The 14,344-nt window shown below is 68.4% G+C and carries 12 protein-coding genes; 2 read left to right on the top strand and 10 right to left on the bottom strand.

The window, feature by feature from the left end; genetic code table 11:
- Positions 1 to 185 precede the first annotated feature (185 nt).
- Entirely contained in the window at positions 186 to 701 is a 516-nt protein-coding gene (locus UN84_RS13515; RefSeq protein WP_046078189.1) for an invasion associated locus B family protein, read from the top strand.
- An 81-nt stretch (positions 702 to 782) separates the two neighbouring features.
- Here the strand turns inward: UN84_RS13515 and etfB are convergent, their stop codons facing one another.
- The 10 genes from etfB to UN84_RS13565 form a co-directional block, all read right to left on the bottom strand.
- Complete coding sequence (etfB, locus tag UN84_RS13520) at positions 783 to 1,586, bottom strand: electron transfer flavoprotein subunit beta (RefSeq protein WP_046078190.1); 804 nt, start codon at positions 1,584 to 1,586, stop codon at positions 783 to 785.
- Positions 1,576 to 2,844, bottom strand: coding sequence for an electron transfer flavoprotein subunit alpha (gene etfA / locus UN84_RS13525; RefSeq protein ID WP_046078191.1), 1,269 nt, complete (start codon positions 2,842 to 2,844; stop codon positions 1,576 to 1,578). Before etfA ends, etfB begins: the two co-directional genes overlap by 11 nt.
- On the bottom strand, positions 2,844 to 4,817 hold the full coding sequence (locus tag UN84_RS13530) for a (Fe-S)-binding protein (RefSeq protein ID WP_046078192.1): 1,974 nt from the start codon (positions 4,815 to 4,817) through the stop codon (positions 2,844 to 2,846). The genes etfA and UN84_RS13530 overlap by 1 nt, the downstream gene beginning before the upstream one ends.
- Before the next feature lie 214 nt (positions 4,818 to 5,031).
- The gene (gene dgcA, locus UN84_RS13535) at positions 5,032 to 7,104 is read right to left on the bottom strand and encodes a dimethylglycine demethylation protein DgcA (RefSeq protein WP_046078193.1); all 2,073 of its coding nucleotides are present in this window, start codon (positions 7,102 to 7,104) and stop codon (positions 5,032 to 5,034) included.
- Between the two features lie 13 nt (positions 7,105 to 7,117).
- On the bottom strand, positions 7,118 to 7,675 hold the full coding sequence (locus UN84_RS13540; protein WP_016853728.1) for a DUF5943 domain-containing protein: 558 nt from the start codon (positions 7,673 to 7,675) through the stop codon (positions 7,118 to 7,120).
- 146 nt (positions 7,676 to 7,821) lie between these two features.
- Complete coding sequence (locus UN84_RS13545; RefSeq protein WP_035597939.1) at positions 7,822 to 8,799, bottom strand: dipeptidase; 978 nt, start codon at positions 8,797 to 8,799, stop codon at positions 7,822 to 7,824.
- Positions 8,800 to 8,941: 142 nt separating this feature from the next.
- Positions 8,942 to 9,643 carry a monofunctional biosynthetic peptidoglycan transglycosylase gene (gene mtgA / locus UN84_RS13550; protein ID WP_046078194.1) on the bottom strand — a complete coding sequence of 234 codons (702 nt, stop codon included), beginning with the start codon at positions 9,641 to 9,643 and terminating at the stop codon, positions 8,942 to 8,944.
- Positions 9,644 to 9,714: 71 nt separating this feature from the next.
- A complete protein-coding gene (locus UN84_RS13555) occupies positions 9,715 to 10,851 on the bottom strand; it encodes a GlxA family transcriptional regulator (RefSeq protein WP_035597931.1) in 1,137 nt (378 codons plus the stop codon).
- A 302-nt stretch (positions 10,852 to 11,153) separates the two neighbouring features.
- Positions 11,154 to 12,011, bottom strand: coding sequence for an S-formylglutathione hydrolase (gene fghA, locus UN84_RS13560; RefSeq protein WP_046078195.1), 858 nt, complete (start codon positions 12,009 to 12,011; stop codon positions 11,154 to 11,156).
- A gap of 191 nt (positions 12,012 to 12,202) precedes the next feature.
- Complete coding sequence (locus tag UN84_RS13565; RefSeq protein WP_035597919.1) at positions 12,203 to 13,312, bottom strand: S-(hydroxymethyl)glutathione dehydrogenase/class III alcohol dehydrogenase; 1,110 nt, start codon at positions 13,310 to 13,312, stop codon at positions 12,203 to 12,205.
- 134 nt (positions 13,313 to 13,446) lie between these two features.
- On the opposite strand from UN84_RS13565, the gene UN84_RS13570 reads away from it, so the two are divergent.
- Positions 13,447 to 14,340, top strand: coding sequence for a LysR family transcriptional regulator (locus UN84_RS13570; RefSeq protein WP_035597916.1), 894 nt, complete (start codon positions 13,447 to 13,449; stop codon positions 14,338 to 14,340).
- The last annotated feature ends 4 nt before the right edge of the window (positions 14,341 to 14,344 follow it).

The following is a 14,344-nucleotide window of genomic DNA, read 5'->3' on the forward strand; positions in this document are numbered from 1 at the left end:
GCCCCCGGCCGGGACTTCCCGCCGGGGGCGTCGGCGTTCCTGCTTACCGTTTCCCCGTTGCGGCCCCGCGGGGGCTCGACCTTGCCGCCGGTTACGGGCATGGTGGTAGCACCATGCCCGGGCACCGCTCGGCGTCCGGGGCCACGAGCGTCAAACCGTCTCAACCGTCAGGAGAAAGAACCCCAATGTCCAAACGACTCGTGTCGGGCCTGATCGGCCTGCTGTGCCTGCTGCCGCTGGCGTCTTCGGCCCTCGCCCAGACCAGCATGTCCGGCCAGGGCGGCAACTTCGAGAGCGAGCAGTACCAGAGCTGGGAAGTGCGCTGCCCCACCGACGCCCAGAGCGGCCCGTGCAGCATGACCCAATTGGTCACCAACCCGGACGACGACCAGCCGGTGATGCGCGTGATCATCGCCCAGCCGCCCCAGGCCGAAGTGCCGATCATGACCTTCCTGCTGCCGCTGGGCGTGCGCCTGGCGCCGGGCCTGCAGCTGAGCGTGGACGGCGGCGAAGGCGTGCCCTTCCCCTATCAGGTCTGCGACCAGCCGGGCTGCCGCGCCGACCTGCCGCTGGAACCGTCGCTGATGCAGCAGCTGCGCGGCGGCAGCAACGCCACCCTGAGCCTGATCGACCCGCGCGGCAGTCGCCGCGATCTGAACATCTCGCTGATGGGCTTCACCAGCGCCAGCCAGCAGATCTGAGTCGCGCGCTCCGCGCCACGTAAAAAGCCCCGGTCGGTGACCGGGGCTTTTTGCTTTGGTACCTGGCGAGAGACGCTGCGGCTAGCGCAGCACGCCCTCTTCCTTCAACAGCTTGAGGATCGCTTCCGCGCCTTCCTCCGCGGTCACGTCGGTGAGCACCTGGCCACCGCCGCCCTCGGCCTTGGCGGCCGCGGCCTTGAAGCGGTCGCGGGCCGAGGCGGCCTTGACGATCTTCAGGCGCTTGGGCCGCTTGCGGGCCGGCTGGGTCTCCCAGCTCGCCCAGGCCTCGTCCACGGTCACGCTGCCGGGCACCGCGGCCAGGTGGCCACGACGGGCCGGGCCGTAGGCGCTCTGACGCGGCGCCGGGGCCGCGCCATCGACCGTGACGATGGCCGGCAGGCGCACCTTGAGCCGGCGACGCTGGCCGCGCGGCAGCGCCTGCAGCAGGGTCGCGACGCCGTTCTCGACGCTCTCCACCGCCGCCAGGCCGCTGACCACCGGCCAGCCCAGGCGCTCGGCGAGCAGGTAGGGCAGCAGGCCGGAGCCTTCGCCCTGCTCGGCGCGCTCGCCGGTGATGACCAGCTGCGGCGGCGCCGCATCGAGCGCCTCGGCGAGCGCGGGCAGCACGTCGGTGCCCTCGGGCTGCTCGACCAGGGCCAGGGCATCGAAGCCCATGCCCAGGTAGCCGCGCAGGGCCGGCTCGCTGTCCGCCTCCTTGCCGCCGGCATGCAGCAGCTGGACACTGGCGTCGGCCACGCCGCGGGCCAGCTCCACCGCCCGGGCGTCCTGGTCGGCGCGGCGCGCGCGACCGGTGACGGGGTGACGCCCCACGGAGACCAGCACGGTGATCTCCAGCGAGGCATCGGCTTGGGCTTCAGGCCGCATCGCGCTTCTCCTCTCGTTGCTGCTTGACCATGGCCACCAGCGAGCCGAGTACCTCGGCCGAATCGCCGATGACCGCCAGATCGGCGCGCTTGATCATGTCGCAGCCGGGGTCCATGTTGATCGCCACCACCTTGTCGCAGGTCTGGATCCCCTGCAGGTGCTGGATGGCGCCGCTGATGCCGACCGCCACGTAGACCCGGGCGGTGACCCAGGTACCGGTGGCCCCGACCTGGCGATCGCGCGCCATGAAGCCGTCATCCACGGCGACACGAGATGCCCCTTCCGTGGCGCCGAGCACCTCGGCGGCGGTGTGGAAGCCATCCCAGTCGCGGATGCCGTTGCCGGCGGAAAGGATGAACTCGGCCTCGGCCAGCGCCACGCCCGACGGGTCCACCGGCACCTGGCCCAGATCCTCGATGCGCGAGATCGGCGACGGCAGCTCCTGGGGCAGGCTCAGCGCATCGGCGGCGTGACGGTTGTCGTCGACCGGCTCGGCGCATTCCTCGAGCGCCAGGGTGATGCGCGGCAGCGGCCGCTGGATGTCGATGGTGGCCGCCGCGCCGCGGGCGGTGCACTGCCAGCCCAGTTCGGCATCGGCGTCGGGCTCGAGCTGCCACACGCCGGTGGCGGGGCGCTCGCCGAGACGCGCCGCCAGGCGGCGGCCCAGATCGGCGCCGCCGAGCTTGGAGTCCGGCACCAGCCAGTGGCGCGGCGTCCAGGCCTCCTCCACCGCCAGCAGCGCGCCGAGGCGGGCCTCCGGGGCGAAGCCGTCGAAGCGGGGATCGTCGAGGGTCAGCAGGCGGTCGACGCCGGCTTCGCCGAAGCCGTCTTCCTTGTGCTCGCCGTAGACCACCGCCAGCACCGCACCCCGGGCATCCGGGTCGGCGTCGGCCAGCTGCCGTGCCAGGCCCAGCAGGTCACGGTCATGGCCGGAGAGGCGGCCGCCGGCCATGTCCGGCACCACCGCCACCAGGAAGGCCGGCGATTCGATCTCGACCAGCGGCTTGCTCTGGGCGGTCGTCTTGGCGGCTCCGCCGCCGCCGGCACCCTGCTGGACGCCGCTGCGGTCGATGCGCTTGAGGCCATTGGGGCCCATGAAGCCCACCGCGTGCGGATTGCGGCGGACGATGCCCGCGGGTCCCACCCACTCGCTGGCCGCGCCCTGGCCGAGCTCGGCCAGGACTTCCAGATGCTGCGGGTGCAGCCGGTTACGGGCGATCCAATCCTTGCGCGGATCGCGACGGACGATATCGCTCATCACGCCACCTCCACGGCCTGGGGCCGATTCGATGATTGCTGGGCCGCGCCGGAGGACGCCTCGGGCGCCTCGGTCAGCGCGTTGGCGACCAGTTCGGCAATGTCACGCACCTCGGCGGTGGCATCGACCACGCCCTCAAGCATCGCGGTGCACTGCGGGCAGCCCACGGCCACCAGCTCGGCGCCGGTCTCGCCCACGTCGTTCATGCGCATGTCGGGAATCCGGCGCTCACCGGGGATGTCGGTGATCGGCGCACCGCCGCCACCACCGCAGCAGCGGGAGCGGAAGCCGGAGCGCTCCATCTCGGCGACTTCGATGCCGAGCGCCTTGAGCACGTTGCGCGGGGCCTCGTACTCGCCGTTGTAGCGGCCCAGGTAGCAGGGATCGTGATAGGTCACGCCGCCGCCCTTCCAGGGCTTGAAGTGCAGGCGACCGGCCTCGTACAGCTCGGCGATGTAGGTGCTGTGGTGCCGCACCTCGTAGTGACCACCCAGCTCGCCGTACTCGTTGCCGAGCACGTGGAAGCTGTGCGGGTCACAGGTGACGATGCGCTGGAAGCGGTACTTCGACAGGGTGGCGATGTTGCGCTTCGCCAGGCTCTGGAAGGTCGCTTCGTCGCCCAGGCGCCGGGCCACGTCGCCGCTGTCGCGCTCCTCGTTGCCGAGCACCGCGAAGTCGACGTCGGCGGCGCGCAGCACCTTGACCAGCGAGCGCAGGGTGCGCTGGTTGCGCATGTCGTAGGCGCCGTCACCCAGCCACAGCAGCACCTCGGCCTCGCCGCGATCCGCCATCAGCGGCAGCTCGAGGTCGGCGGCCCAGTGCATGCGGGCATCGGGGGCGAAGCCACCCGGGTTGTCGGTGGCGATCAGGTTGTCGAGCACCTCGGGCCCCTTGTTGGGGGTATTGCCGTGCTCGAGGGTCAGGAAGCGCCGCATGTCGACGATGGCATCGACGTGCTCGATCATCATCGGGCACTCCTCGACGCAGGCGCGGCAGGTGGTGCAGGACCACAGGGTCTCGGCATCCACCAGGGCCTTGCCCTCGCGGGCCACGATCGGGCCGTGAGGCGTGCCTTGATGCTCGCCCACCGGCTGGCCCGGATAGGGGCTGCCGGCATAGTGGGCATCGCTGCCGCCGGCCATGCCGACGACCATGTCCTGGATCAGCTTCTTGGGATTGAGCGGCTGGCCGGCGGCGAAGGCCGGACACATGGCCTCGCAGCGGCCGCACTGCACGCAGGCGTCGAAGCCGAGCAGCTGGTTCCAGGTGAAGTCGCTGGGCTTCTCGACGCCCAGGGTGGCGTTCTCGTCGTCCAGGTTCAGGGCCTTGAGGCCGGTGGAACGGTTGCCCTCGCCGAAGCGCTCGGCGCGACGGTGGAAGGCCAGATGCAGGGCGCCGGCGAAGGCGTGCTTCATCGGCCCGCCCCAGGCCATGCCGAAGACCATCTCGCCCAGGCCCCAGACCAGCACGGCGGACAGCGCCAGCGCCAGCACCCAGCTGCCGAAGTCCTCGGGCAGCAGGCCCACGGCGGGCAGGGTGATGGCGAAGACGCTCAGCGAGAAGGCCATCAGGCTCTTGGGCAGGCGCATCCACGGGCCCTTGGAGAGCCGGGACGGTGGATTGCGGCGGCGGCGAGCCACGAAGCAGCTGCCGACGAACATGGTGGCACTGGCGGCCAGCAGCACCCAGCCGAGCACGCCCTGGGCCAGGCCCAGGCCGTGCACCAGGACCATCAGCACCGCCGCGGCGACGAAGCCGCCGGCGGTGGCCACGTGGGTGTTGGACATGACCTTGTCGCGGGCGACCACGTGGTGCAGGTCGACCAGGTAGCGCCGCGGCACGGAGGCCAGCCCCTTGACCAGCGGCACGGGTGAGGGACGCCCCTGGCGCCACAGGCGCACGCGCCGGACGACGCCGATCGCCGCCAGGCCCAGCGCGGCGAAGATCAGGATCGGCAATAGGATATCGAGCATGACGCTCACCTCATATCGAGAGCCGTAGCTTTAAGCTGTCAGCGGAAGTGATCCACACGGGCGGGGAACCCGGGCCGGCAACCGGCGGAGGGCTCGACAACGGCGCGGGGGCCCGAGGGCCGTTCCGCGCCGTGACCGAGGGTGTTCGACCGAGGCCCGGTGCGGCCGCGAGGCATGCACCGAGCCCTCCCCTTCCGTGGTTCCCCGGGCGCCGTCAGAAGTCCTTGCAGAGGCGCAGGGCGTCGTAGATCGCGGCATGGGTGTTGCGCGGCGCGGTGCAGTCGCCCAGACGGAACAGCAGGAAGCCGTCGCCGTCCTCGCTCAGGCAGGGCTGCGGCTTGATGTCGTACAGCGCCTCGAGATCCACCTGGCCCTTGTTGCGCGACTCCTGCTTGAGCGCGTAGTAGAGGTCCTCGTCCGGACGCACGCCGTTCTCGACCACGATCTGATCGACCACGCGCTCCTCCTGCTGGCCGGTGTACTCGTTCTCGAGCACCGCCACCAGGGAATCGCCCTCGCGATAGACCTTATGCAGCATCAGGTCGGAGGTCATGATCACCTCCTTCTCGTAGAGGCTGCGGTAGTAGGTCGGGAAGGTGGTGCCGCCGACCGCCGCACCGGGCTTGATGTCGTCGGTGACGATCTCGACCTTGGCGCCCTTGTCGGCCAGGTAGTCGGCCGCGGACATGCCGGCGAACTCGCACAGGGCGTCGTAGATCAGCACGTTCTTGCCCGGCTCGACCTTGCCGTTGAGCACGTCCCAGGTGCTGACGATCAGGCTCTCCTCGGGATTCTCGGAGTAGCCCCACTCGGGATACTGGTCCAGGTACGGCTGACCGCCGGTGGCCAGCACCACGATGTCGGCCTTGAGGTCCTTGATGGTGGCCTCGTCGGCGTAGGTGCCGAGGCGCTGGTCGACGTTGAGGCGGGCCAGCTCGAGCTGGTACCAGCGAGTGATGCCGGCGATCTGGTCGCGCTGCGGCGCCTTGGCGGCGGTGGTGATCTGCCCGCCGATGGCCTCGGAGGCCTCGAACAGGGTCACGTCATGGCCACGCTCGGCGGCCACGCGGGCCGCTTCCATGCCGCCTGGGCCACCGCCGACCACCACGACCTTGCGCTTCTTGCCTTCGGTCTGCTCGATGATGTGCGGCAGGCCCATGTACTCGCGGGAGGTCGCGGCGTTCTGGATGCACAGCACGTCCAGACCTTGGTACTGGCGGTCGATGCAGTAGTTGGCGCCGACGCACTGCTTGATCTGGTCGACCTGATCCATCTTGATCTTGGTGATCAGGTGCGGATCGGCGATGTGCGCGCGGGTCATGCCCACCAGGTCCACGTAGCCACCCTCGAGGATGCGGCTGGCCTGGTTCGGGTCCTTGATGTTCTGGGCGTGGATCACCGGCTTGGAGACCACTTCCTTGATGCCCGCCGCCAGGTGCAGGAACGGCTCCGGCGGGAAGGACATGTTGGGGATGACGTTGGCCAGGGTATCGTGGGTGTCGCAGCCCGAGCCGACCACGCCGAAGAAGTCCACCTGGCCGGTGGCATCGTAGTAGGCGGCGATCTGCTTCATGTCGTCGTGCGACAGGCCGTCCGGGTGGAACTCGTCGCCGCAGATGCGCAGACCGACCGTGAAGTCGTCGCCGACCTCGGCGCGCACGGCCTTAAGCACTTCCATGCCGAAGCGCATGCGGTTCTCGAAGCTGCCGCCCCACTGGTCGGTCCGCTTGTTGACGCGCGGGCTCCAGAACTGGTCGATCAGGTGCTGGTGCACGGCGGACAGCTCGACGCCGTCCAGGCCGCCTTCCTTCGCCCGGCGTGCGGCCTGGGCGAAGTCACCGATGATGCGCCAGATCTCCTCCTCCTCGATGGTCTTGCAGGTGGAGCGGTGCACCGGCTCGCGGATGCCGGACGGCGACAGCAGGGTCGACCAGTTGAAGCCATCCCAGCGCGAGCGACGACCCATGTGGGTGATCTGGATCATGATCTTGCCGCCGTGCTTGTGCACGGCGTCGGCCAGATTCTGGAAGTGCGGAATGATGCGGTCGGTGGCCAGGTTCACCGAGCTCCACCAGGCCTGCGGGCTGTCGATGGAGACCACCGAGGAGCCGCCGCAGATGCACAGGCCGCAGCCGCCCTTGGCCTTCTCTTCGTAGTACTTGACGTAGCGGTCGGTGGTCATGCCGCCGTCGGTCGCGTAGACCTCGGCGTGGGCGGTGCTGACCACGCGGTTGCGAATGGTGAGGTTGCCGATCTCGATCGGCTGGAAGATCGCGTCGAATGCCATGGGTGATGCCTCCTCAGCCCTGTGCGTTGTTCGAGATGTCGGCGATCGGACGGGTCACGAAGACGCCGACGTCGCAGCCTTCTTCGGCGCCGCTCTGGGTCTGCTCGGCGACGGTGCGCAGATCGCTGCCGCGGGCGGCGAGGATCTGGTCCATGGCGCCGGCGAACCAGCCGGTGAACATGTATTCGATCTTCCGGCCGACCTTGCCCATCTGATAGACGAAGGCGCTGTGCTCGAGGCGCACGCGGCAGGTGCCGGCGTCGAGGTCGATGTCCTCGGTGATGAACAGCCCCCAGCCGCGCTGGGAGAGGCGCTTCATGTAGTGTTCGAAGACGTCGACGCCCTCGAGGCCGTGGCATTCGGCCTCCTTCTCGCACCAGTGCCAGGCGCTCTTGTAGCCGGCATCGTAGAGGATCTCGGCGTACTTCTCGGCGCCCAGGGCCTCTTCCACGGCGACGTGGTTGTTGATGAAGAAGTGACGCGGCACGTACAGCATCGGCAGGGCGTCGGTGGTCCAGATGCCGGTATCGGCATCCACTTCGATCGGCAGTTCAGGGGCCATCTTGGTCACGATCTTATTCCTCGAATCTTGCTGATTATTATCGGGCTTCAATGGGCTCGCAGGCGCGGCTTCGGGCGTTGTTGGCTGTTGGCAAGCGGCGTCGAGCGGCAGTGACATTCACGGATGGCGCCGGGCCGCGGCCCGGCGCGGAGGGCTCACTCGCCCCAGACGTCCTTCAGGACATTGACCCAGTTCTCACCCATGATCTTGCGCACCTGGCGCTCGCTCAGGCCGCGCTTCAGCAGCGCCTCGGTGAGGTTGGGGAATTCGCCGATGGTGCGAATGCCCTCGGGGTTGATGATCTTGCCGAAGTTGGTCAGGCGACGGGCGTAGCCCTTGTCGTGGGTCAGCCACTCGAAGAACTGCTTGTCGTGACCCTGAGTGAAGTCGGTGCCGATGCCGATGGCATCCTCGCCGACGATGTTCATCACGTACTCGATGGCCTCGACGTAGTCGTCGACGGTGGCGTCGACGCCGGCACGGAGGAAGGGCGTGAACATGGTCACGCCGACGAAGCCGCCGTTGTCGGCGATGAACTTGAGCTCTTCGTCGGACTTGTTGCGCGGGTGTTCCTTGAGGCCGGACGGCAGGCAGTGGGAGTAGCAGACCGGCTTCTCGGACGCCTCGATCACCTCGCGGGAGGTGTTCTCGCCGACGTGGGAGAGGTCGCACATGATGCCGACGCGGTTCATCTCGGCGACGATCTCGCGGCCGAAGCCGGACAGGCCGCCGTCACGCTCGTAGCAGCCGGTGCCGACCAGGTTCTGGGTGTTGTAGCACATCTGCACGATGCCCACGCCGAGCTTCTTGAAGATCTCGACGTAGCCGATCTGGTCCTCGAACGCATGGGCGTTCTGGAAGCCGTAGATGATGCCGGTCTTGCCCTCTTCCTTGGCCCGGGTGATATCCGCGGTGGTGCGCACCGGACGCACCAGGTCGCTGGACTCGGCCATCAGGGCGTCGGTCTTGACGATGTTGTCGACGGTGGCCTGGAAGCCTTCCCAGACGGACACGGTGCAGTTGGCGGCAGTCAGGCCGCCCTTGCGCATGTCCTCGAACAGCTCGCGGTTCCACTTGGCGATAACGAGACCATCGATAACGATGGCGTCCTGGTGCAGCTCGGAAGGGGTCATGGCGGGGGGCTCCGTGGTAGCGCATGGTCACGCCGGCAGCATATCCCCCGCCCTGCGGGCCCCGGCGCCTGGAAACGACCGGGAAAATTCCAAAAGCGTCACGCCCGTCGCGATCGCGACACGCCGGGAAATCGGTGTCGCGTCAGAGACGCTCGAGGTAGGCGGCACCGCCGAGATTGCGCATCTGCCCGCGGATCCAGGCGCTGCGCTGCAACACGTAGCCGCTGGGGCGCGAGGCATTCCAGCCACGGGGATTGGGCAGGATGGCGGCCAGCCGGCTGGCCTGGGCATTGCTCAGACGCGACGCCGGTACGCCGAAGTAATGGCGGGAGGCGGCCTCGAGACCGAAGACTCCGTCGTCCCACTCGGCGATATTGAGATAGACCTCGAGAATGCGCTCCTTGGGCCAGAGCGTCTCGATCAGCAGGGTGAACCAGGCCTCCAGGCCCTTGCGCACCCAGCTGCGGCCGGTCCACAGGAAGAGGTTCTTGGCGGTCTGCTGGCTGAGGGTGCTGGCGCCGCGCAGGTCGCCGCCGTTGAGGCTGGCCTCGACGGCGCGGCGCAGCTCGACCAGGTCGAAGCCGTGATGCTCGGGGAAGCGCTGGTCTTCGGCGGCGATCACCGCCAGCTTGGCGCTGTCGGGCAGCTGGCTCCACGGGCGCCAGTCCTGGCGGATCTCCAGCGAATCGCCGTCGCGCCAGGCCTGTACCTTGCGCTCGAGCATCACCATGGAGCCGCCCACCGGCACCACCCGGAACATCAGCACCGCCAGCACGCTCAGCCCGATCCCGCCGAGCAGCGCGAGCCCCAGGGCCCGCGCCAGCCATCGCCATCCGTTTCGCATCGACCTCCGCCCGGCACTTCGTCAGGGGCGCACTCCCCGAGGATGGGGATGCGCCCTCCCGGCGCCAGGCGCTAACTCAGCCTGACGCTGGCATAGGTCGGCTCCCCCCGGGCCTGGTCCAGGGCGCTCATGGCCGCGGACACCGGCGTGTCGGGCACCGACTCGAAAGAGGCGGACTGTAGCATGACGGCGGCATCCTGGCCCAGCTGCACCGGCACCAGGTCCACAGCGCTGGAGCCCAGACGTTCGTCGCGGGGCGGAATGCCGAAGTACTCGCGGTAGCACTTGGAGAAGTGCGGCGTGGAGACGAAGCCGCAGGCCGAGGCCACCTCGATGATCGACATCGGCGTCTGCTTGAGCAGCTGCCGGGCCCGGGTCAGACGCAGCTTGAGGTAGTAGCGCGACGGCGAGCAGTGCAGGTTCTTCTGGAACAGCCGCTCCAGCTGGCGCCGCGACACGTTCACGTAGCCGGCCAGCTCGTCGAGGCTGATCGGCTCCTCGAGGTTGGCCTCCATCAGCGCGACGATCTCCAGCAGCCGCGGCTGGGTGGTCCCCAGCACGTGCTTGAGCGGCACCCGCTGCTGGTCCTGCTCGTTGCGCACGCGGTCGTAGATGAACATCTCGGAGATGCCGGCGGCCAGCTCGCGGCCGTGGTCGCGGCCGATCAGGGTCAGCATCATGTCCATCGGCGCCGTGCCGCCCGAGGCGGTGGCCCGGTCGCGGTCGATGGAGAACAGCCGCGTGGTCAGCGAGACCTTGGGGAAAGCCTCCTGCATGGCGGCCAGGCATTCCCAGTGCACGCTGGCCTCGAAGCCGTCGAGCAGCCCGGCGCGGGCCAGGGCCCAGGAACCGGTGCAGACGGCGCCCAGGCGGCGCGAATGGCGTGCCTCGGACTGCAGCCAGGCGACGTGCTCGCGCTGCACGCTGCGCTGCGGGCCCACGCCGCCGCAGACGATCACCATGTCCAGCGCCAGCGGCACGGTGGTGGAGGCGTCGGGGGTGATCTGCAGGCCGTCGCTGGCACGCACCGGGCCGCCATCGAGGGTCAGGGTGTACCAGCGATAGAGCTCGCGCCCGGCCAGCTGATTGGCCATGCGCAGGGGTTCGATGGCCGAGGCCAGCGAGATGAGAGTGAAGTTATCCAGCAACAGGAAGCCGAGCGTCTGGGGCCCGGCGGCATGACGCGAGGTCTGAGGAGCGCTTGTCATCGTCCATACTCCAGCACGGTGGTGTTGTCATCGTTATTGTCGAGTCAGGCAGGGGCATTTGCCCTGGAGGCCCGCCTGTCGCGGACAGGCATGCACGCTTCGAAATTTACCGGCTGTGTCGTTTTCTGGCATGTCAAATTTGCCTATCGGGAGGCGTTCTCCCGGTACATCACGACAATGAGTCGCACACAGGCATGAAAACGTCGCCAAGGAACACGGAAGGCAGGAACGACAGGCGCCGCCTCGAGGAGGCGGCGCGCTGCGGGCCGCTGAGCGACCCGGCCGACAGGTCCCGGCGCGACTCAGTGCTGAGCGTGAAGATGCTCGGCGTGGTAGCGCAGGTGGTCGTCGATGAAGCTGGCGATGAAGAAGTAGCTGTGGTCATAGCCCGGCTGACGACGCAGGGTCAGCGGATGGTCGTGCTCGGCGCACACCGCCTCCAGGCGCTCGGGGCACAGCTGTTCCTCGAGGAAATTGTCGGCCTCACCCTGGTCGATGAACAACGGCTGGCGGGAGGCGCCGCGCGCCACCAGCTCGCAGGCGTCGTACTGGGTCCACTGGCTGACGTCCTCGCCCAGGTAGTTGCCGAAGGCCTTGCGGCCCCAGGGGCACTGGGCCGGGTTGACCACCGGCGCGAAGGCCGACACCGAGCGGTAGTGCCCTGGACGACGCAGGGCCAGGATCAGTGCCCCGTGGCCGCCCATGGAGTGGCCGCTGATGGCCTCGCGACCATTGACCGGGAAGTGCTGACGCACCACCGAGGGCAGCTCCTCGGCCACGTAGTCGTACATCCGGTAGTGGTCCTTCCACGGCGCCTGGGTGGCGTTGACGTAGAAGCCCGCGCCGGAGCCGAAGTCGTAGCTGTCGTCCTCGCCGGGCAGATTCAGCCCGCGGGGGCTGGTATCCGGGCAGACGATGGCGATGCCGAGCTCCGCGGCCAGGCGCTGGGCGCCGGCCTTCTGCATGAAGTTCTCGTCGGTGCAGGTCAGTCCCGACAGCCACCACAGCAGCGGGACCCGCTCGGTCTCCGCCTGGGGCGGCAGGTAGATGGCGAAGGTCATCTCGCAGTCCAACGCCCTGGAGCGATGGCGATAGCGCTTGTGCCAGCCGCCGAAGCTGCGGTTGGCCGAGACCAGCTCGAGCTGTTCGGTCATGGTCATGAGCGACTCCTCATGGGGTTCGAGAGATGCCGGGCGTCGCATTCGCGACACCCGGCACCGAAGACAGGGCGTGCACTGCCGCTGCCGCGGTGATCGGACTCACGTCATCCGCCTGTGGGCGGGCACGCGTCGAGCCCTCGATGCGGCAGCCGGCGCGTGTCGAGCCCTGCGCCCGGCAGCGGGCGCGTTGATCAGTAGTGCAGCACGGTGCGGATGCTCTCGCCCTTGTGCAGCAGCTCGAAGGCCTCGTTGATCTTCTCGAACGGCATGTCGTGAGTGATGAAGTCGTCGATGTTCAGCTCGCCCTTCATGTAGCGATCGACGTAGCCCGGCAGCTCGGTGCGGCCCTTGACGCCGCCGAAGGCGGAGCCTTTCCAGACCCGACCGGTGACCAGCTGGAACGGACGCGTGGAGATCTCCTCGCCGGCGCCGGCGACGCCGATGATCACGGACTCGCCCCAGCCCTTGTGGCAGCACTCCAGGGCCGAACGCATGACGTTGACGTTGCCGATGCACTCGAAGGAGTAGTCGACGCCACCATCGGTCATGTCGACGATGACCTGCTGGATGGAGTCACTGTAGTCCTTCGGATTGACGAATTCGGTGGCGCCGAACTGCTTGGCCAGCTCGAACTTCTCCGGGTTCACGTCGATGGCGATGATGCGGCTGGCCTTGGCCATGACCGCGCCCTGGATCACGGCCAGACCGATGGCGCCGAGACCGAATACGGCCACGGTGGAGCCCGGCTCGACCTTGGCGGTGTTCATGACCGCGCCAATGCCGGTGGTCACGCCGCAGCCCAGCAGGCAGATCTTGTCCAGCGGCGCTTCCTTGGAGACCACGGCCAGGGACACCTCGGGCACCACGGTGTATTCGCTGAAGGTGGAGCAGCCCATGTAGTGATGCAGCTTCTGGCCGTCGAGGGAGAAGCGGCTGGTGCCGTCGGGCATCACGCCCTTGCCCTGGGTGGCGCGGACCGCCTGGCACAGGTTGGTCTTGCCGGACAGGCAGAACTTGCACTTGCCGCACTCGGCGGTATAGAGCGGGATGACGTGGTCACCGGGCTTGAGGCCGGTGACGCCCTCGCCCACTTCCTCGACGACGCCGGCGCCCTCGTGGCCCAGCACGGACGGGAACAGGCCTTCCGGATCGGCGCCGGACAGGGTGAAGGCGTCGGTGTGGCAGACGCTGGTGGCGGCCATGCGCACCAGCACTTCGCCGGCCTTCGGGCCTTCGACGTCGATCTCGGTCAGCTCGAGCGGCTTGCCCGCTTCCAGGGCAACGGCGGCGCGTGACTTCATGATTCATTCCTCTCAATGGGGTTGGCCTTCCCACAGTCTAGGCAAGACCGCATACTCGGATAAACTGCACTAAACGCATGACATTGTTGCCACTTGACAACAATCCAGCGCACCACCACCGGAGGACACACCGCATGCAACGCTGGGACCGCGTCGAGGCCTTCATCGAGGTCGTACGCCTGGGCGCCTTCAAGGCCGCCGCCGAACGCCTAAAGGTCTCGAGCTCCCACGTCAGCCGGCTGGTCAGTCAGCTGGAGAATCAGCTGGGCACCACCCTGCTCTATCGCACCACGCGACGGATTCGCCTCACCGAGGCCGGGCGGCTCTACTACCAGCACTGCCAGCACCTGTTCGAGGGCTTCCGCGAGGCCGAGACCGCGGTCAAGGAACTGCAGGACACCCCCACCGGCCTGCTGAGCCTGACCTGCGCCACCACCTTCGGTGAACGCTTCATCGCGCCGCTGGTGCATGACTTCATGTGCGCCAATCCCCGGCTCGAGGTGCGCATGCACTTCACCAACCGTCAGGTGGACATCATCGACGAGGGTTTCGACATCGCCATCCGCATGGGCCGGTTGCAGGACTCCTCGCTGATCGCCCGGCGCCTGTGCGAACGGCGCGAGTACGTGGTCGGCGCGCCCGCCTACTTCACCCGCGTCGCCCAGCCCCACAGCCTCTCGGAGCTGTCGCGCCACCGCTGTCTGGTCGGCTCGCGGGACTACTGGCGCTTCGACGTCGACGGCGTGCGCCGCGACATCCGCGTCGACGGCCCGCTGAGCGGCAACTCCGGGCCGGCACTGCTCGACGCGGCGCTCAAGGGCCTGGGGCTGGCCCAGCTACCGGACTACTACGTCGAGGAACACCTGGCCCGCGGCGAGCTGATCAGCGTGCTCGACGCCTATCGCCACGGCGACACCGCCGTGTGGGCCGTCTACCCCCAGCATCGCCACCGCTCGGCCAAGGTGCACCGCTTCCTGGACTACCTGGTCGCCCATATCGGCGACACCCTGCCGGCACGACGAGGCTGACGCA

Source organism: Halomonas sp. HG01, from assembly GCF_000968715.2.
Lineage (GTDB): Bacteria > Pseudomonadota > Gammaproteobacteria > Pseudomonadales > Halomonadaceae > Halomonas > Halomonas halophila.